Source organism: Thermogymnomonas acidicola JCM 13583 (genome assembly GCF_001316105.1).
Taxonomy (GTDB): domain Archaea; phylum Thermoplasmatota; class Thermoplasmata; order Thermoplasmatales; family Thermoplasmataceae; genus Thermogymnomonas; species Thermogymnomonas acidicola.
Genome location: NZ_BBCP01000007.1, coordinates 53,807 through 72,724, shown reverse-complemented (window position 1 = coordinate 72,724; position 18,918 = coordinate 53,807). Strand labels below are relative to the sequence as shown.

Annotated in this window: 15 protein-coding genes and 9 pseudogenes; 11 read left to right on the top strand and 13 right to left on the bottom strand. The window is 56.5% G+C overall.

Annotated elements, in window-relative coordinates:
* Positions 1 to 396: 396 nt before the first annotated feature.
* From JCM13583_RS07250 to JCM13583_RS07230, 5 genes and pseudogenes are all read right to left on the bottom strand, one after another.
* Positions 397 to 747, bottom strand: coding sequence for a hypothetical protein (locus JCM13583_RS07250; protein WP_162509576.1), 351 nt, complete (start codon positions 745 to 747; stop codon positions 397 to 399).
* Complete coding sequence (locus JCM13583_RS07245; protein ID WP_075057247.1) at positions 725 to 1,654, bottom strand: ABC transporter ATP-binding protein; 930 nt, start codon at positions 1,652 to 1,654, stop codon at positions 725 to 727. Before JCM13583_RS07245 ends, JCM13583_RS07250 begins: the two co-directional genes overlap by 23 nt.
* Positions 1,655 to 1,688: 34 nt before the next feature.
* Positions 1,689 to 2,662, bottom strand: a pseudogene (locus JCM13583_RS07240) (ABC transporter ATP-binding protein).
* Positions 2,663 to 2,671: 9 nt separating this feature from the next.
* Positions 2,672 to 3,620, bottom strand: a pseudogene (locus tag JCM13583_RS07235) (ABC transporter permease).
* Positions 3,617 to 4,650: pseudogene (locus JCM13583_RS07230) on the bottom strand (ABC transporter permease). The pseudogenes JCM13583_RS07235 and JCM13583_RS07230 overlap by 4 nt, the downstream one beginning before the upstream one ends.
* 468 nt (positions 4,651 to 5,118) lie before the next feature.
* Between JCM13583_RS07230 and JCM13583_RS07225 the strand changes: the two are divergent.
* Entirely contained in the window at positions 5,119 to 5,793 is a 675-nt protein-coding gene (locus JCM13583_RS07225; RefSeq protein ID WP_075057200.1) for a site-specific DNA-methyltransferase, read from the top strand.
* Between the two features lie 103 nt (positions 5,794 to 5,896).
* Here the strand turns inward: JCM13583_RS07225 and JCM13583_RS07220 are convergent, their stop codons facing one another.
* Positions 5,897 to 6,595: a hypothetical protein gene (locus JCM13583_RS07220; protein ID WP_075057199.1), complete on the bottom strand. Its 699-nt coding sequence runs from the start codon at positions 6,593 to 6,595 to the stop codon at positions 5,897 to 5,899.
* 171 nt (positions 6,596 to 6,766) lie between these two features.
* Between JCM13583_RS07220 and JCM13583_RS14030 the strand changes: the two genes are divergently transcribed.
* The 3 genes from JCM13583_RS14030 to JCM13583_RS07210 all read left to right on the top strand — a co-directional run bounded on the left by JCM13583_RS14030 (position 6,767) and on the right by JCM13583_RS07210 (position 7,737).
* The gene (locus tag JCM13583_RS14030) at positions 6,767 to 6,931 is read left to right on the top strand and encodes a hypothetical protein (protein WP_171823511.1); all 165 of its coding nucleotides are present in this window, start codon (positions 6,767 to 6,769) and stop codon (positions 6,929 to 6,931) included.
* An 85-nt stretch (positions 6,932 to 7,016) separates the two neighbouring features.
* On the top strand, positions 7,017 to 7,334 hold the full coding sequence (locus tag JCM13583_RS07215) for a hypothetical protein (RefSeq protein ID WP_075057198.1): 318 nt from the start codon (positions 7,017 to 7,019) through the stop codon (positions 7,332 to 7,334).
* Entirely contained in the window at positions 7,291 to 7,737 is a 447-nt protein-coding gene (locus tag JCM13583_RS07210; protein ID WP_075057197.1) for a hypothetical protein, read from the top strand. Before JCM13583_RS07215 ends, JCM13583_RS07210 begins: the two co-directional genes overlap by 44 nt.
* Here the strand turns inward: JCM13583_RS07210 and JCM13583_RS14025 are convergent.
* Positions 7,721 to 7,867, bottom strand: a complete 147-nt coding sequence (locus JCM13583_RS14025) for a hypothetical protein (RefSeq protein ID WP_171823510.1) — start codon at positions 7,865 to 7,867, stop codon at positions 7,721 to 7,723. The two genes, JCM13583_RS07210 and JCM13583_RS14025, sit on opposite strands and share 17 nt — an antisense overlap.
* 18 nt (positions 7,868 to 7,885) lie before the next feature.
* Between JCM13583_RS14025 and JCM13583_RS12625 the strand changes: the two genes are divergently transcribed.
* Together JCM13583_RS12625 and JCM13583_RS12620 are read left to right on the top strand one after the other, a co-directional pair.
* Entirely contained in the window at positions 7,886 to 8,356 is a 471-nt protein-coding gene (locus JCM13583_RS12625; protein WP_162509574.1) for a hypothetical protein, read from the top strand.
* Between the two features lie 11 nt (positions 8,357 to 8,367).
* Entirely contained in the window at positions 8,368 to 8,709 is a 342-nt protein-coding gene (locus tag JCM13583_RS12620; protein ID WP_162509573.1) for a hypothetical protein, read from the top strand.
* Here JCM13583_RS12620 and JCM13583_RS07200 read toward each other — a convergent pair.
* Complete coding sequence (locus JCM13583_RS07200) at positions 8,706 to 8,966, bottom strand: hypothetical protein (protein ID WP_075057196.1); 261 nt, start codon at positions 8,964 to 8,966, stop codon at positions 8,706 to 8,708. The genes JCM13583_RS12620 and JCM13583_RS07200 overlap by 4 nt on opposite strands.
* Positions 8,967 to 8,971: 5 nt before the next feature.
* Positions 8,972 to 9,535, bottom strand: coding sequence for a hypothetical protein (locus JCM13583_RS07195; RefSeq protein ID WP_075057195.1), 564 nt, complete (start codon positions 9,533 to 9,535; stop codon positions 8,972 to 8,974).
* A 58-nt stretch (positions 9,536 to 9,593) separates the two neighbouring features.
* On the opposite strand from JCM13583_RS07195, the pseudogene menC reads away from it, so the two are divergent.
* From menC to JCM13583_RS12610, 3 genes and pseudogenes are all read left to right on the top strand, one after another.
* Positions 9,594 to 10,858: pseudogene (menC, locus tag JCM13583_RS12615) on the top strand (o-succinylbenzoate synthase).
* Positions 10,859 to 10,933: 75 nt separating this feature from the next.
* Positions 10,934 to 11,680 carry a M20/M25/M40 family metallo-hydrolase gene (locus JCM13583_RS07170; protein WP_162509572.1) on the top strand — a complete coding sequence of 249 codons (747 nt, stop codon included), beginning with the start codon at positions 10,934 to 10,936 and terminating at the stop codon, positions 11,678 to 11,680.
* Positions 11,658 to 11,828: a hypothetical protein gene (locus JCM13583_RS12610; RefSeq protein ID WP_171823509.1), complete on the top strand. Its 171-nt coding sequence runs from the start codon at positions 11,658 to 11,660 to the stop codon at positions 11,826 to 11,828. The genes JCM13583_RS07170 and JCM13583_RS12610 overlap by 23 nt, the downstream gene beginning before the upstream one ends.
* Here JCM13583_RS12610 and gcvPB read toward each other — a convergent pair.
* Positions 11,817 to 13,262 (bottom strand): annotated as a pseudogene (gene gcvPB / locus JCM13583_RS07165) (aminomethyl-transferring glycine dehydrogenase subunit GcvPB). The gene JCM13583_RS12610 and the pseudogene gcvPB sit on opposite strands and share 12 nt — an antisense overlap.
* A pseudogene (gene gcvPA, locus JCM13583_RS07160) lies at positions 13,263 to 14,614 on the bottom strand (aminomethyl-transferring glycine dehydrogenase subunit GcvPA).
* Positions 14,615 to 14,702: 88 nt separating this feature from the next.
* Here gcvPA and JCM13583_RS07155 point away from each other — a divergent pair.
* A complete protein-coding gene (locus tag JCM13583_RS07155; protein WP_075057246.1) occupies positions 14,703 to 15,665 on the top strand; it encodes a hypothetical protein in 963 nt (320 codons plus the stop codon).
* On the opposite strand, the pseudogene JCM13583_RS07150 reads toward JCM13583_RS07155, so the two are convergent.
* Positions 15,649 to 16,475: pseudogene (locus JCM13583_RS07150) on the bottom strand (S26 family signal peptidase). The gene JCM13583_RS07155 and the pseudogene JCM13583_RS07150 sit on opposite strands and share 17 nt — an antisense overlap.
* 78 nt (positions 16,476 to 16,553) lie before the next feature.
* On the opposite strand from JCM13583_RS07150, the pseudogene purH reads away from it, so the two are divergent.
* Positions 16,554 to 18,053, top strand: a pseudogene (gene purH / locus JCM13583_RS07145) (bifunctional phosphoribosylaminoimidazolecarboxamide formyltransferase/IMP cyclohydrolase).
* Here purH and JCM13583_RS07140 read toward each other — a convergent pair.
* Positions 18,054 to 18,905 (bottom strand): annotated as a pseudogene (locus tag JCM13583_RS07140) (hypothetical protein).
* Positions 18,906 to 18,918 lie beyond the last annotated feature (13 nt).

Genomic DNA, 18,918 nt, shown 5'->3' with positions numbered 1-18,918 from the left:
AACAGTTTCGGGTGCTGGTGGCAACAGATACAATTTTGGATTGTAGCATGCTGGTTTGCCTACATCTTCCAGTGGGAAGTGGCTTAATGTAATCTGCGGCTTGGGAGTGGAGGTACGCAAAACCCCGTGATCCTACTTCAATAGATTGATTGCTTGACTGGAAGCTTGAGGTACCCTTATTATCCACAACGGAATAGAGTGATATGGTGGCGCTTCCTGTAAGCCGTTTTTAAACTCAATAAAATAGTATGCTGAACCCGCCATTCCCTTTCCCTTGAAAGGTCCATGCGGAGCAGCATGACGAAGCCGATTGAGAAGTCCAAAAGATCTCACACAGATTGCCCCTGCTCCGTAGAATCGCCGGCGTGATTCGCCCGGTAAGCAGCATCCAGGGCTTCATAGACATGCCTTCCGTCCCGCAGGTCCTTTATGAGTATGTTCCCCCCTCTTCGTTATAACGTATATCGATATCAGGTCGAACTTCCTCTGCAGGATGCCCTGGTTATAGAACAGATCCTGAATATCCGAAATCCTGAACCTCTTGGTGGATAGAAATGACTTCACTTCGACCTGATCTGAATTTATGATCACCCTCACAGTGGTCTTCCACCATATGTAGATGGCAAGCAGGAGGTAGGTAACCCCCAGGAATTCCAGATAAGAGATAAATGTCCTCCTGCTTATGTCAAGAAAGATGGAGAAAATGGCCACAAGGATGGTGCCCTTAATTAGGGTTTTCCACGGCATTCCCCCCCACATAGAGCCAGCACGCAACCTTCACTCCATTTATTTCAGCAATCGGGGGTTCCTTCGAACAGGTCTCCATTGCAAAAGGGCACCTGTTCTTGAACCTGCAGCCCGGAGGTGGGTCAATCAGGCTCGGAACGTCCCCCCCGGTTGGGGACCTTAACTTCTTCGATTCAAAGCTCGGAACGGATGATATAAGGAGCTGAGTGTATGGGTGCTTTGGACTGTTCAGGATCTTCTCCGTGCTACCGTATTCGAACACCTTTCCGGCGTATGTCACAACCATCGTGTCCGATATGTATTTTGCGACGGCTATGTTGTGGGTGATGAACACATAGGTCACAGAGTACTGTTTCTGGAGCTCAACGAAAAGATTGAGCATCTGTGCCTGTACGGATTCATCCAGTGCCGAGGTTGGCTCATCAAGAACGAGGAGTTCAGGATTCTTTACAAGCGCCCTGGCTATTGCCACCCTCTGGATCTGACCACCAGAAAGCTCCCTTGGCTGCTTGTCCTTTACATCGCTGTACCTCAAACCCACCGATTCGAGGACTTCGGCCACGCGGTTTTCATCGAACCTCCCCCCCAGCGGCTCAGATACTATTGCCTTTATCTTCATCCTCGGGTTAACGGAGGTGGCGGGGTTCTGAAAGACCATGGAAACCCTCTTCCTCACCTCCTCCACGTAGCTGCCTCTGACTTCCTTACCTTCAAAGTAGTATGTTCCACCTGTGGGTTTTTCCATTGTTGTGATTATCTTGCCCATCGTTGTCTTCCCGGAACCGGACTCACCCACCACGGAGGTTACGGATCCTCTCACGATTGAGAGGTTCACGTCGTCCAGTGCCCTCACGTAAACTGGCTTTCTCCTGAATATCACATCAAGTAGCTGCCTCTGGTAGGCCATGTAGTACTTCTTCAGACCAACAAATTTTATTATCTCATCCACGGAGCCAACACCTCACACTAGAGCTGCCATAATTAACCAGCCTCGGTTCCTCGGTTTCGCACTTGCCAAAGACATACCTGCACCTCGGGCTGAACTTGCACCCCTTAGGTAGGGAGAAGAACGATGGCGGGCTTCCAGGTATGGAATAAAGTGGGCCAGCATTCTTATCATTGGTGGGTATGCTCATAAGAAGTCCCTCTGTGTAAGGATGCAGTGGTTTTCTTATGAGATCCTCGGCCGGACCGTCCTCCATGATCCTCCCGGCATACATCACCACAATCCTGTCTGCCAGGACATAAGCAAGACTGAGATCATGAGTGATGAAGATTATGGACATCTTCCTTGTCTGGTTCAGTTCCTTCAGCAGGTTCACCACCTGCGCCTGAATTGTCACGTCCAGTGCCGTGGTTGGTTCGTCTGCTATGAGGAGGCGCGGTTTCAGGAGGAGCGCCATGCATATAACAACCCTCTGAACCTGACCACCGGAGAGTTCATGCGGATATCTTTCCAAGATCCTCTCCGGGTCTGGGAGCCTGACGACCTTCATCGTTTCGACTACCTCGTTCTTCATCTGCTCCTCTGTCATGTTTTCGCCGTTACGCTGGTTTCTGATGCTAATCGCCTCCATCAGCTGGAACCCAACCGTTTTGACCGGGTTCAAGCTGTTAAGGGGGGGGTTCTGGAAGATCATGAACATCGTTGTTCCCCTTATGTTTGACATCTCGTCCTCGGACTTCTTCGATATATCTATGCCAGAGACCTCTATCTTCCCATCCATGACGGCCGAGGGGGGGGCAGGAGCTTTGTTATCGCCTGTCCAAGGGTACTCTTTCCAGAGCCGGACTCGCCAACGATAGCAACAGTTTCGCCCTCCTTCATATTCAGGTAGAAGTCATCTAGGACGGTTATGGTACCAGCATATGACCTGTAACTCACCTTAAGTCCCTGTATTTCCAAGAACATCAGAGCACCCCTTCAGTATTCAATCCTGTTGTTTATCACGTCCTGGAACCTGTCGCCCACCAGAACGAAACCGACCACTATTATCAGTATAGCCAGACCTGGGAAGAGTGAATACACCAGTCACCTGGCAGGTAGCCCAGACCGTTTGAGGCCATCGAACCCAGCTCGGGTATAGGTGTTGTTATACCGATCCCGAGGAAGGCCAGCGTGGAGTATGTGAGTATCACGTTACCGAAGTCGAGAGCAGCGTACGCTATGACCGGGTCAACACTGTTCAGGAATAGGTACCTGAAGAACAGTGCCCAGGGCTTGACGTTGTAGAGCTTCGCCGACTCCACGTAATCCCTGGCCTTGACCTGCAGTGTCTGTGCCCTGAAGAACCTGGCATATGTGGGCCACCATACAATTGTGAGGCCTATGAGGACTGAGCTGAAGCTGGCCTTCAGTGGTATGGATATGGCTATCACAAGCACCAGGCTGGGAGGGATAGGAATGTATCAGTTATCCTCATTATTATGGTATCAACCCAGCCCCCCCCTGTAACCCGCTGTTATGCCCAGAAGGGCGCCTATAACTATAGCAACCAGGACTATGACCAGTGATACGAAAGCATCCCTGGGCATGGCGTACAGCATTCTCGAGAGTATGCTCTCCCCCCCAGGGCATTTGTACCGAAGAGCATTGCAAGGGAGCTGTGTGATGGTGGAAGAAGCTCGTCTGCGAAGTCTATCTTGAACGGGTTAGAGGGCAGTAAAGCATACCCAAGCCTCGGATCATGGAAAAAGCCCGAAAGCACTTCCATTATGCCCTGAATGAGGGCCCAGAGCAGGAAGAGTCCGACTATCACCATTCCAAGGATCGCTGACTTGTCCCTGGACATCTGCCTTATATAGTCAAAAAATCTTGACCTGGCCCTGGCTACTCCGCTAACCTGTAAACCTGTCTTTACTTCCGTTGTCATTGTATTCTCACCCTCGGATCTAGTACACCGTAGAGGATGTCCGCAACGAGGTTTGCAACTATCACGGCAACCGCGACTATCACGGTTGTTGAGAGTATCGCTATGTAGTCAAGGCTGTAAATTGAGTTCACAATGAACCAGCCCATCCCGTGATAGTGGAATATGTCCTCAACTACAACTGCTCCTGCCACAGAGTATGCAAATGACAGCGCAAGAAGTGTTACAACAGGTATGGAGGCGTTTCTGAGGGCGATGCTGTAAACAGCCCTCCTGCGGGGGGGTATTCCCTTCATGAGACCCAGCTTGAAGTAATCGGACTCCATTGCATCCAGCATGGAGGCCCTTGTCAGCCTAGTTATCACACCGAAGCTGATCAGCGCTATTGTTATGACAGGCAAAACGGCATGTATCACTAAACTGTGGAGGTAAACCCAGTCACCCGCTATGAGCGCGTTGAGGAACGGGAAGAATGCCCTGTCGGGTGGCGCAGGGAGGCCAGGCGCCACCATACCCACTGCCGGAAGCAGGCCAAGGTCATAGGCGAAGAAGAGCTGGAAGACTATTCCTATGAGAAATGACGGTGAAGCCCATGTGACCAGGTATACCCCCCCCTTTACCACGTGGTCCCCAACCTTCCTCCTCCTGGAGGCGCCGATCGCACCTGTTAATAGGCCCAGGAGCATTGACAGTATTATCGCCGGTATCACCAGCTCAAGAGTCCTGGGCAGGTAGTGACCAATGAGCTGTATTTCAGGCCTGTGGTACACCGGGTCATAGCCGAGGTTTCCGTGAAACAGTCCAGAGATGTAGTTCAGGATCTGCACGTACAGTGGTGCACTCAGATCGTACTCCTTGACGATGGCCTCCAGCTCAGCCTTAGGCGCGTGATAGCCGCATAGACCTTTGCGAGTGCAAGAGGAGTAGGTGCAATAATGTGAATCAAGAGTTCAAGTATCGTGATGATCAAGAGTAGGCTGATCACGGCGTATATGGCACGCCTGACTATGAATATTATTAGGTTACTATTCACGTTGATAAAAATGGAAATTCCTTATTTTAGACTTTCTCAAACGATACAAACAATTGTAGAGTGTGTTAACAATTGGCTTCCCCCTATTGAAATGTACAGGTACCAGCATACTGTTACATAAAATGTATCCAATTATGTACTCATATCTAAATTTTGTTCAGGCTATCTACCCCCCCTCAAGAACTTGTTGTCTTTACATGGTGTTCATTCTCGATATGCCAGCAGGTATCTGTCGGGTCTCCGGATTTGGGTAGGATCCCGGCATGTAAAAGTAGAAGGCGGAAAATATAGGGAATCAGACTACCGTGCCCCCCCTGACAGAGTCCTTGTGAAGTCATTCATATGGTGAGGTGGTCGATAGCGGGCTGATATATGACAGATAAAGTGTTATCAGGTTACAAGACCTCTCTGAGCAAAATGTTCCCGACTGAGGAGGCGGAATCGCGGAGTGCAGGAGTCTATCGGATAATGGACATGAACGGTTGGTACGGTGTTGGAGCTGACCTTATACTTACAGACCCACCTTTCGGCATAGACTTTAATGGGAGGAAGGGGAACTACAACAGAGACGATAGTCTGGTTGTTGACGGTTACAGGGAGTGGAATAAGGAAGAATACGAAGAAAACGTGGCCAGTCTTCTCGAAGTGATTGAGAGGAACCTCTCTCCTGCGGGCCAGGCCCTCCTCTTCTCAGGCTGGAACAACAGCGGTGCAGTCAGCAGGGCCATTGAGAGGCACGGTGGTCTCAGGCTCAACGGAAAGATCTACTGGGTATACAACTTCGCGCCTGCCTGCAGGAAGAGGCCAGCACACAACGTGTACGAGATATTCTGGCTCGTGAAGGGCCACAGGTACACATATAACAGGAGGTGCAGCACCGAGCACTGCCTTTCCGGTGAGGCGAACCTCTCATCCTTCATATTCAAGAGGGACTACAAGAGGGCCATGCCAAAGTACCCGACGAGGCTTCCTTTCGAGCTAGTGAAGGCGCTGATCGAGCATTTCTCCTCCCCCGGAGACCTGGTGTTCGATCCCCCTGGCAGGAAGCGGCATGGTGGGCATAGTTGCAGGAGTCACAGGAAGGAGATACCTCCTTGGAGATGTAAACCCGAATGCACTCGCGGTCTACAGGAGCCTTATTGAGTATTACAGAGGGCATTACATGTATAACCCCCCCTGACCCCCCCGCCACATGGCATTCAGGGACTGGCAGTCCTCAATCAGAAGTGTGTTTCTGGGATGCCTCTTATCCATGTTCAATCAATGAGGCCTGTTCGAAGAACTGCCTGGCGCACTGCGCAGCAGCCAGTACTGCAGCGAAAAGCGCTACTGAGATTATCACAGATACAGAGAGGTACAGAGTTCCTGCCATCTCGGCAGAGGCCCTGTGCGTGATGGAGAATATGTCAGTGAAGACAAGGCCCCCGTCTATCCCAGCGTGCAAGATGATGCACAGCAAGAGTGCACCCAGCACTCTTGCCCTGCTGAAGAACGTGGACCACTTCATGAGGGCAGCTGAGCCAGGGTGGAGCGTTGCCTCTACCGCGATGTTCGAGGTGAACACGAACAGGAAGTAAGAGTTCAGGGACAGGAATGACGGTATCGATTGAACCACAAGCAAGAGGACGTCCACGACAGAGAAGCCAAGCCCAAAGTAAACGACTGCCCTTTGACAGATAAACCTGACACCTGCAAGGGTGAGCAACTCCTGGCAGATACCGGCAACCAGGCCAAGGTATAAGGAGATGAGTATTGAGTGGGCTATCTCGAACCCCCCCAGATACCCCGGCGTGCCCAGCAGGTCACGGCTGCCTGAGGAGGCGTTGAACCAGGCCAGTGGTACCAGGTCCAGGACCTCCTGGACGAGAATTGCGCAGACCATGAGGGCTATTCCCAGCACCAGTGCAAGTGGCCTCTCCCTTATGAGTGTCCCGGCGTGTGGCATTAAGGCTACCGCTCCCCAGTGCAGAGGAATGGCGTACTTAAAATATGGCACTCACAGCCGATCAGGGTAGTACGGGGGGGCATGGGGGGGCCCGTGCTTCGAAGACGTTTTTCCAGGGTCTCCAGCGGGGGGGCCCCACCTGCGCAACATGGGGGGGAAGCACAACATAATATGGAGATAGACATTATGATCCCGGATATGAGCCAGGTCAAGATAGGCGACATAAAGGCCGCAACTGAAAATGTTGATGTCAGGGTCAAGGTCCTCTCCCTGAACCAGAGGGAGCTCCACAACCAGAGGGGGCGACTCGATATACTTCTCTGGAATAGTTGGTGACGATACCGGGACGATATCCTTCACGGCCTGGACCTTTCCCTCCGCAATAAGGCCGGGAGACGTCATAGACATAAACAACGCGTACGTGAAGGAGTTCAACGGGAAGCTGAGGCTCTACGTGGACTCGAGGAGCGAGGTCATACTCCGGCCGAAGGACGAGATAGAGGTGAGGAGGAGCTACAGGGAGTTCAAGGTGAAGGACCTGAACACCAGGGACGCTTACGTGAGCGTGAAGGGCAGGGTGTCGGGCATCAGGGTAACCGAGCAGGAGAGGGACGGCCAGAAGGTCACAATCTACAGCGGCTACCTGGAGGACGAGACCGGCAGGGTAAGGCTCACCTCATTCGATGTGCCTCTGGTTGAGGGGGGGCGTTTACCAGTTCGAGGGCGCCCGGGTCTCTGAATACAACGGCATCCTCAGGGTCACCGTGCAGAACAGGACAAGGGTCTCGCAGGTGACTGAGGAGATAAGCATGGGTAAGAGGTACTATTCGATAAGCGAACTGAACGATTCCATAGGCGGGATAACACTCACTGGCTTCGCTGTAACGGTGGGGGGGGAGAAGAGCGGCATCATCTACCGGTGTTCTGTGTGCAACAGGGTGATCGAGGAGGTCAGGTGCCCGGACCACCCCATAGACGTGCCCAAGATGGACATATTCGCCTACTTCACCCTGGACGACGGCACCGGCACGGTGCAGTGCACGTGCGGAAGGCAGGTGCTCATGCCCCTTCTGGGCCTCACAGATGCTGACCTCGACTTCACTAAGAGCAGGCTCGACACCAGGACTATCTCCGGAGGATAGAGGCTGCGCTCCTGGGCAGGGCCATCTCGGTTGAAGGCGACCTCACCAAGGGGGGGACGAACGGCCTGACACTGAGGGCCAGGAGCATCTCGTATATATCGAAGGATGACCTGAAGGAGATATCGATCATGATACAGGAGGAAATATCATGATGTCCAGGAGGAGGGAGCAGGCCTGGTGGCTCTTCTCCAAGGAGCTCAAGGACACCACGGTCGTTGAGGAGAGGGACGAGGATCAAAGAGGGAGGCCCTACATCGTGACACCGCTTGGCGCCAGGGTGAAGAGGGTTCTGGTCTGCGGCCAGGTCACCCAGAAGAGGGCCGAGGACACCCAGGTCAGGCTCACTGTATCTGACCCGCTGGGCCCGGTGTACGTGAACGTGTTCGCGAGCGACTTCAACGAGAAGGTTATGGCTGAGGCCGCGAAGGTCAACGTCAACGACTACATAGTGGTCATGGGCAGGACCAACGTCTTCAGGAACAGCGAGGGAAACCTCTACGTGAGCGTGAACCCGGAGTTCCTGAGGCCTGCTGACGAGATGACCAGGGCCTTCTGGAACTTCAGGACGGCACACCTATCAATAAGGAGCTCTACGCCATCAGGGAGGCATTCAAGTTAGAGAATCCATCTGTGCAGGATCTCGTAAGGCTCGGATACACAGAGGAGGAAGCTGAGTGCGCCATAAGGGCACACGGGCACTACAGGGAATACGACTTCCAGAAGTTCAGGGAGATGGTGGACATAGCCTTCACGGTGGCTCAGGTGGACGAGAAGGTGCAGGAGAACAAGGACCTGATCCTGGACTACATAAGGAACAACGACACCGACGGGAACGGCTGCCGCTACGAGGACATAATAATAGCGGCGGCAAACAGGAACATAGACCAGGCGCAGGTCGACGAGATCCTTAACTACCTGGGCTCCGAGGGCGAGATATACGAGGTGTCTGTGAAGAGGTACAAGGCGCTCTAGTCCCTGAATATGTTCTCCCCCCCTAACTCATCCGTCTTCGTTAGTATGTAGTGTGTCACTGGCTCTTTGCCGAAGTCCACTGCGACGTAGCCCTGGTTGAAGAGGCTGGAGAGTGTGCTGCCGATGTACTGGCGCCAGGCAACCGCCTCCGTCCTGTCCCTCTCCTTGAGGGCAGCGAAGTCTGTGGGTATTGCCAGGCCGATGGTGTCCTCTCCCCCCCCGGTGACCGGTTTCCTTGCAGGCCTGCCGTCCTCCATGTTCTCTATGGTGTAACCACGCTCCGAAATTCTTGCCCCCCGCCTATGTACCATTCTGCCACGAGCCTGTCTGTCTTCATTCCCCTGTTTATCCTGTCCTCCATGGTTCCGTAGAAGTTGGGCAGGTATGTCCTTGCAATGGCCCCGAGCTTGTGGAGGTTGAAGTACGCGTTCAGGGACATCGCAGGGTCGAAAGTCCATGCGATGAGGCTGTAGCCCATCTCCCTGGCGATCCTGGCCTGTTCCATCTTCAGGGCGTAGCCTATGCCGGAGTACTTCCTCTCATCCACCACACCTGTCATGTGGGAGTAGAGGTACACCCTCCCCCCCTTCCTGTACCCCCCCGGGAAGCTGAAGTGCATGCCCACCATCCTGTCTCCGTCGTAAGCGCCGAGCACTATGCCGCCGTGGAAACGCATGGCCGCCACCACGTCCTTGACCAGGCTGGACATGTCCTCCATGCCCCATGCTGACCTTATCACAGGCACGATCTTCCATATCTCATCAGGATCGGTGATCCTCTTAACGGTCTCCCGCATAAAGTGAGGGGGGGTTATCACCAGGAGCATTATCTAACCTCCGCACCGCATATGCGAAAGGTTATGCACACCCAATCGTTTTTCATACGTGAGGCTCGAGTTCTACAAGGTCAGGCTCCCCTTCAAGTCCCCGTTCACAACCAGCTTCGGCACTGAGGATGAGAGGGTCGGCTACGTGTTCACACTGGAAAATGAAGGCATCAGGGCCTTCTCGGAGTGCGTCACCAGTGAGGCCCCCCCTCTACAGTTACGAGGACAACGATACCGCAATGCACGTGATAAGGAAGTTCCTGGCCCCCCATGATTTCTGGCCTCCCTACACCGGATGAGTTCACCGCAAGGGCACAGGCCATAAAGGGCCACAACATGGCGAAGGCTGCGCTCGAGATGCTCCTGTGGGACTACCACGCAAAGGCTGAGGGCAGGCCCATGCACCAGTACATAGGGGGGGAGAGCAAGGGCTACGCAGACGTGGGCATATCAATAGGCATCGACAGGCCTGAGAACCTCCTGAAGGCCGTGGAGGCGGCGGTGCAGAGGGGGGGCTACAGGAGGGTCAAGCTGAAGATAAAGAGGGGGGCATGGAGCACCAGATCCTCGGGCCAGTGCGCGACCGCTTCCCGGACATAGTGCTGAGCGCTGACGCCAACAACGACTACACACTCAAGGACCTGGATGTACTGAGATCGCTTGACAGGTACAATCTCGTGTACATTGAGCAGCCCCCCCTCGACCATGAGGACATAATCGACCATGCGAAGCTGCGGAAGGAGATCTCCACACCCATCTGCCTTGACGAGTCCATTACCTCCCCCCCTGACAAGGCCAGGAAGGCCTTTGAGGTCGGGGGCTGCCGATGTCATAAACATAAAGCCCGGGAGGCTTGGCGGCTTCGGGCCCTCGCTTGAGGTGGTCAGGATAGTGAGGGAGAACAGGGCGCACTGCTGGGTCGGTGGCATGCTGGAGACCGGAATTGGCAGGGCCTTCAACGTCGCGTTCGCATCGCTCAGGGACGTTGATTACCCCGGAGATACATCGCCCAACGACAAGTACTTCGAGAGGGACATTGTCCTGAACCCCTTCAGCATGGAGGACGGAAGGATCAGGCCCAACGCAGGACCGGGGGGGATAGGCGTAACTGTGGATATGCAGTACCTGAGGAGGATGAGCGTGGACTACGGCTACATAACGGTGGGGGGGGTGACATGGAGGGCGTCAGGGAGTGGATGGCCGGGAAGAGGGAGGAGATGCTCTCCCTCCTGTCCACAATGGTCAGCATGGAGACGCCTTCCACAGACAAGGACCTCCTGGACGGGTTTGCGGAGTGGCTTGCAGATACTGTGGAGAGGCTGACAGGCATAAGCGCCAGGATCATAAGGCTGGGGGAACTCTGGAAACGCAGTTTTATGCGGGGATGGGAAAGACCTTTTGCTGAACCACTACGACACCGTATGGCCGAAGGGCACCATCGGGAAAAGGCCGTTCAGGACGGACGGTAGGTTCGCTTACGGGCCGGGGGGGGTCTTCGATATGAAGGCCGGCATGGTACAGTGCCTGTACGCCATGCAGTTCGCGGCGGAGCACGGTGGTAGCTTCGTATCCCTCTTCACCGGCGATGAGGAGGTAGGTAGCACGGAATCGAGGCCGATCATAGAGGATCTTGCTTCCAGGAGCAGCAGGGTCTTCGTGATGGAGCCGAGCCAGGACGGAAAGATAAAGACATCCAGGAAAGGAGTCGGAGACTACACTGTTACATTCAGGGGGGGCAGGGCCGCTCACGCAGGCCTCGAGCCTGAGAAGGGCGTGAACGCCATAGATGAGATGGCCAGGGCAGTTCTCTTCCTCCATAGCCTCTCGGACACTGCCAGGGGGGGCACCACGGTGAGCGTCAACGTGGCCAGTGGGGGGGGCACCAGGAGCAACGTGATCGCTGACTGGGCCCAGGTGCAGGTCGATGTGAGGGTATGGACACTAAGCGAGGCAGAGAGGGTCGACGGGCAGATCAGGTCCATGCGACCGCACAACCCGGGAGCCACCATTGAGGTGTCGGGCGGCATAAACAGGCCGCCCATGGAGAGGACAAGGGCCACCGTGGAGCTCTTCGAGGAGGCCAGGAGGGCTGCCAGGACCCTTGGCATTGACCTTCAGGAGTGTGCGGTCGGGGGGTGGCAGTGACGGCAACTTCTGCTCCGCGATGGGGGAAGCCCGTGCTGGACGGCATGGGTGCCGTGGCTCAGGCGCCCACGCGGAGAGCGAGGTGGTGAGCGTGGACGAAATGCCACTCAGGGCTGCCCTCCTGGCAGCGCTGATCTCACCACCTTAGCTTCGGCTCCCTGGCTGCCCTCACCTCGTCTATCCTGCCCACCGCGGTGTTCAGTGGCATCCTCTTCAGTCCCTCCGGATCCTCCCTGGCGGCCTCCAGCATTATGTCAGCGTACCTGTCAAGGTCGGCCTTGCTCACAGTCTCGGTGGGCTCTATCATGAGGGCCTCGTGCACTATGAGCGGGAAGTACACAGTTGGCGGGTGCATGCCATTGTCCAGGATGTACTTGGCGATGTCCTGGGCACGCCTTCCAGTGCTGTCGCTGGACACCACGACCTCATGCTTCTTCAGAGGCTTGTACGGTATCCTGTAAGCCCCCCCGGAGAGCCTCTTCGCGAGGTAGTTGGTGTTGAGCACTGCCCTCTCGGTGTTCCTTGTGAGCCCGTTGCCACCGTGGTAGAGTATGTACGCCCAGGCCCTCAGGTGCATGAGGAATGAGCCGTAGTAGGACGATACCGCCCCCCCGATGGTGTGCCTGAGGTCGTAGTTCAGGTGGTAGGCCTTTCCATCGTACTCGACAACGGGCACAGGCAGGTAGTCCCTGAGCTCGCCCCCCCTGACGCCCACAGGCCCTGAGCCCGGCCCGCCACCCCCCCGTGGGGGCGTGGCGAATGTCTTGTGGAGGTTGAAGTGCACTATGTCGAAGCCCATGAGGCCAGGAGAGGTTTTGCCCAGGATGGCGTTGAAGTTCGCGCCGTCGTAGTAGAGGAGGGCACCGGCGGAGTGGACCAGATCCGCTATCTCCAGTATGCGGTCCTCGAATATGCAGCGTGTTCGGGTTCGTTATCATGAAGAGGGCGGTCCTGTCTGACAGCGCGGCCCTCAGGGCACCCATGTCCACCATGCCATCCGGGGGGGAAGAGGGTATCTCAACCACATCGAACCCGGCCATGGCAGCAGAGGCGGGGGGGTTCGTGCCGTGCGCCGAATCCGGTATGATGACCTCCCTGCGCCTCTCCAGCTCACCGTGCACCTCATGGTACTTCCTGGCGATCAGTATCCCGGTGTACTCTCCATGTGCCCCCCCTGCCAGCGGCTGCAGCGATACCGCGTCCATGTCGGAGATCTTCTTCAGGAACTCCTGCAGCTCGTACATAACCCTGAGGTTGCCTGCACACTCTCCTCAGGGGGGGCCAGGGGGGGGTGCACAGTGCTGAACTCCGGCATGGAGGATATCCGGTCAGCAAACTTGGGGGGGTTCAGCTTCATTGTGCAGGAGCCGAGAGGGTACATGCCTATGTCAACGGCATAGTTCATCTGCGAGAGGCGTGTGTAGTGCCTGACAACATCGTATTCCGCCACAGACGGAATGTCAAGGGACTTCCTCCTCAGGGATTCCGGTATGGCAGCACCGGACTCAACATGGTGGTAGTCGTTTCCAGACGATATCTCAGAAAGCAGCGGTTCATCGTACCTCGCCTGCCTGTACTGCACCTACTCCACCCCCAGCGCCTGTGCCAGTGCAGCTATGGCCTGATCCGTTGTCTTCTCCGTGACCGAGAAGAAGTATGTGTCCGGGAACTCCGCTGCAAGTGGCTGTATGACCGAGGGGAGCGGTATCCCACCGGCGATACCGGCACTCTCGAGCCTTCTCCTGAGCTCCTCGCGGCTGTATGGCACCTTGACTGGCACGTCAGAGAAGTATGTTCCCCCCCTGAACGGCCCGGCAGAGATGCCGTGCAGGGAGGAGAGGCTTGAGATCAGGCGGGATGACATCTCCACCGTCCTGGAGGCAACGGCCCTGAGGCCCTCGGCCCAAGCGTTGCAAGGTAAACGCTGGCCGCAAGTGCCATCAGTGCCTGGTTCGTGCATATGTTGCTCATGGCCCTCTGGCGCCTTATGTGCTGCTCGCGGGTCTGCAGAGTCATGACGAAAGCGCGCCGCCCGCTGCTGTCCACGCTCTCGCCTATTATCCTCCCCCCCGGGGACTTCCTCACGTACTCCTCCCTGAAGGACATGATGCCAAGGAACGGGCCGCCGAAGTTGGGCCTCATGCCCAGCTGCTGACCTTCGGCCACCGCTATGTCCGCCCCCCCGTACTCCCCCCCGGGAGGCACAACAATGCCCAGGGACACAGGATCGACGTAGGCTATCAGCACGGCGTCCCCCCCTATCACCTCCCTCACGTGCCTCACCTCAGGTCCAGGATTCCGAAGGAGTTGGGGTTCTCCACCACCACCGCACAGGTATCGCTACCCACCTTACCCTTCAGGTCCTCGATGTCCAGGGATCCTGTGGAGCGGTCGACCCTGTAGAAGGCCTCCTTCATACCGAGGCCGATGGTGTAGTTCCTTATCACGCCCAGCTTCCTCGTGTATATGTTCTCAGGGAGCAGCACCTGGTGCCTTCCGTTGATCCTGAATGCCATCCTCACCGCCTCACCCAGGGCCGTGAAGCCGTCATACATGGAGGAGTTCGTGACGTCCATGGCCATGAGCTGGCTCATCAGGCTCTGGTACTCGAAAAGGGCCTGAAGCGTGCCCTGTGACACCTCTGGCTGGTACGGGGGGGTGTAAGAGGTGAGGAACTCGCCCCCTGGAGATGACGGTGTCCACAACGGCCGGGACGAAGCGGTCATAGACGCCGCAGCCCAGGAAGCTGTAACGGTATTTCCTGTTCATGGACGCCACGGACTCGGCCAGCGCTGTCAGTTCGAGCTCGCTGATCCCGTCAGGTAAATCGATGCCGCTTTTCCTGACCTTCTGGGGGGGAATGTCGGAGAAGAGATCGTCAACGCTACCTATGCCCAGGTAGCTGAGCATTTCAACCTCATCGCTGTGGTTCATGGGAGACCAAGCTCGGTAACCCGAGCCAGTTATTTTACGTTCCCATCCGGCCACATTTTAATAGAGCATGCAGATAACGGGGGGGAGGATGGATCCCAAAGGGCAGGCCAACTGGGCCGTTGCTTACCCGACCATCGGGATAATACTCCTGGGCGGCATCTCCGACCCGATGAGGAGGCGCCCGCTGCACCTCTCAGCCGGCATAGCATACACATCGGATGACGGCAGGACAATGGTCAGGACGAGGCTTTTCTACGCCTCACCCAGGCGCGGCACGGTCAACGGTGCCGAAATAGACGCGTCATCCCCCCGTTCACCGTTCAGGCTCATAGACAGGTATGCCAAGTACATAGATGGTGCGGAAAGGGTATCGTTCGAATCGGAAAACGTGAACGTGATCAGCGGCAGCTCAGACGGTGCCGCTGCGGCATTCGGCCTCTGCCTATCTTCAGCATCAGGCGGAAGTCTCTCCCTCGCTGAAATGGAGGACGACCTCAGGATGATATCTGAGAGCGTGGGCAGGAGCCTGTTTGGCGGCCTCACCATAACAGATCCGGACAAAGGCCTGCGGACGGAGAGGCTCCTGGACGCCCGGGACTTCTCACAGTACAGGATAATTGCCTGCAGGTTCAGCGAGAAGAGGAACCCTTCGGACGCCATTCACAGCAGCGTTGTGCGGAACAGCGGCTATCAGAAGAGGGTCGAGAGCACCAGGGAAAAGGGCAGAACGCTGAGGGAACTGGCCGCCTCAAGGGACATAGAGGGGGGGATCTTCGAGCTCGCGATGGGCGACACAGATGAGTACCACAGGCTAGTCGAAGCGTCTGGCGTACACGTCATCACGGACGGCATGAGGGCCCTGATGTCCAGGGTAAGGGAGCTGAGGAGAGAGGTGTGGTGCACTTACATAGTTACGGGCGGTACGAATGTCTTCGTGCCCGCCAGGAAGGGGGGGGATGTGCCCGAACTCGTGTCTGCGCTTGAGCCCATGTGCAGCGGCGTGGAGGTCCTCAGGGTGGCTGGCCCGCCGCACTTCAGTGGCCCTTCCTGACCCTCCTGGCCACACCCCTGTAGGGGGGGAAGACCAGAGCCACCACTATGGCGGCAAGGGATATCCCCCCCAGGTCCCTGTAAGAGCCCTTTGGCACCTCGTTGTAGTATGGCCAGTCCCCCCCCTGTAGCCTCATCAGGTTGAGCTTGATGAGCCCAAACCACGGTATCTGGCCAAACGCTATGCCCACAACATCGGATGCCTTCACCGGCGGGAAGCCGAAGCCGGCCGGCGGGGGGGCGACTGGTCCGCTGCGTCGTATGCGTCCAGGGTTGCATTGTAGACCGGAGATACCGCAAAGTTGTGGTCACCCATGGTTATGAAGCCCGTCTCGTTCCTGACCGGTGCCAGGGGGGGGAAGTAGAAGTTCCTGTGGGAGTAACCAACATCCTTTATGAGGACGTAATTATCGGTAACCACAAGCCAGCTCTGTCCGTGGTAGCCAACCACGTATGGAGTGCCATTGTGCCATTCGAGCAGGAACATGGCCCTGTGGATTATGACCTCGCCGCTGGGTGCCCTGTAGAGTATGACATCGCCGTACTCACCGTAGGTCCTTATGCCCTCCTCCCTGCCCACCACATACGTGACGACGGATGAATACGGATCCGGGGTCCTCTTCACAAAGACCATGTCGCCAGTGTTTATGACGCCGGGCATCCAGTAGCTGCCGTGCTGCATGCTCCCCCCCGATTCGACAACGGAGACAGGTGGCCAGATGCCGCAGTATGCCGTTGTGCCGCCTATGACTGCAACTATCACAACTACAGCGATGAACGCTGATGACCTGTACCACCGGGACATGGCCATGCGGCATGTGAACCGGTTCTGATAAAAGTTGCCCGGGCCCGCTTGATAGTGTTTTAAGCCCGGTCGGCATTCACACCCATGAATATACTGGCCAGCACCTACGACAAGAGTGGCCTCGATAAGTTCATAAGGCAGTTCACGGAGAGGGGGGGTGCCAGGGTATACGCAACAGGCGGCACCTGGTCCTTCCTCAGCGAAAACGGCATAGACGCTATCGAGCTCTCGGAGATCACCGGCTTCTCGACGAGGGCGGATGGCCGCGTGAAGACCCTGCACCCTGACGTCTTCAGCGCGATCCTGTCCAGGGGGGGCGGGGGGGATGACTTCCTCTTCGACATGGTGGTGGTGAACCTGTACCCCTTCCAGAAGTACGCAGATGCTGACCTCAAGGACATGGTGGAGAACATAGACATCGGCGGCGTTGCACTCATAAGCTGCCGCCAAGAACTTCCAGAGGGTAACCGTGGTCTGCGACCCGGCGGACTACGAGAGGGTGGCAAGGGAATATAAGGAGGGGGGGGAGAGATACCTTACAGCACAAGGGCGGAAATGGCGGTGAAGGCCTTCTCCATCACAGCCTCCTACGACATACTGATCAGGGAATCGCTTGACAGGGCCCTTGGCACGGGCAACAGGGACTTCCTGCTGGTATCGTCCAGGCTCAGGCAGGCCCTGAGGTACGGGGGGGAGAACCCACACCAGAGGGGGGGTACCTCTACCATGACGGGTCGGGCAGGGGCATACCCGGTGCAGAGCAGCTACAGGGTAAGGAGCTCTCCTACAACAATATCATGGACGCTGATGCCGCTCTCTCCGCCGTGGCCGAGTTCCAGGAGCCTGCGGCCGTCATCGTGAAGCACGGCACTCCCTGCGGTGCCGCAACCGCAGGCAACCTGAAGGATGCATTCCTCAGGGCGCTGGATGCGGACCGGGAGAGCGCGTACGGCTCAATAGTGGCTCTCAACAGGGAGGTTGATGTGGATGCCGCCAGGGCCATGTCCGAACTCTTCATGGAGGTGCTTGTGGCCCCCCCATCATATACGGAGGAGGCACTGAGGCTGCTATCCAGGAAGAAGAACCTCCGGGTTCTCAGGTGCAGCGTAGAGAGGGAGAGCGGGGTGCGTGTGAGGTCGGTGATGCACGGCTTCCTTGTCCAGGATGCAATGGATGTGGAGCCTCAAAGGCTGGAGCGTGTTGCTGGGCCAGAGGCAGACCAGGGGGGGACGGTCAGTGACCTGCTATTCGCCTGGAGGGTTGTTGCCCACTGCAGGAGCAACGCTGTGGTGCTGGCCAAGGACGGTGCACTGTGGCAATAGGGCAGGGGGGGCAGACGTCAAGGGTGGAGGCCGTGAGGATCGCGCTTTCAAAGGCAGGGGGGGAGAGGGCCCGGGGGGGGCGGTCATGGCATCCGATGCCTTCTTCCCGTTCCAGGACAGCATAGAGATCGCTGCGCAGCACGGGGGGGTTTCCGCCATAATAGAGCCCGGTGGCTCAATAAGGGACAGAGAAGTCATGGAGGCTGCGGAGAAGGGTGGGATATCGCTCTACTTCACCGGTAAGAGGGTATTCCTGCACTGATCACGGCCTCAGGGGGGGAAAGTACATGAAGAAGGCTATGAGGAAACCGAGGATGGCGCCCGTGTTTATGTATGGCAGGCCGGGCGCTGGCCTGTTCTTGTTGAAGAAGAAGAGGAACGCCATGCCTGCAAGTGCACCGGCCAGTGGCAGCCCTATGAACGGAAGTGGGTGGGAGATGCCGTAAACGGCGGAAGAGACAACGAGTATGCTTGGCAGCGCTACGTCCCCCCCGAAGCCCAGCATGAGCACCTCCTGCTCCCCCCCCTGTTGTCGAAGGTCAGGTCCCTCATGGTGAAGTTCCTCCGCGACGGAGATACGAAGAGCAGCGGTATCGATTCGTCCACTGCAACCCTGGCCAGGCTCACCATGTGCTTGGTCTTGTAGACCGCTATGTAGTCGTAGATGGCAAAGGCGACCAGGAAGACCACAGCGGCCCAGATGCCAATCTCCACTCCCCCACACCGCCGAGACGCCTGCGGAGAGGAAGAAGCCCGCTAGGTCTATGACGTACCACTCATTGCTCACCAGCAGGAAAACCAGGATCACAACAGGTATGGCAAAGGTTATCACATAGTACTCGACGATGTTCACGGAAACGATGGCAGCCAGGATCGAGGAGACGAAGAAGGTAACATACGCTATCAGGACGTAGAAGACGTACCTGAGGATGCTGATCCTGCGCCGCCTGGCCACGAAGAGTATCACGAATGTGAAGGCTATGGCAACAGCGATGTAGACGAACACTATTGATATGCCACTAGTCGAGCTTGTGCTCTTTATGCCAGGGCTTATCTCTATCAGTGCCTCTGCAAGGTACACTGCGAACAGCGACGAAGCCACGAATATGGCCATAGTGAATATCTCA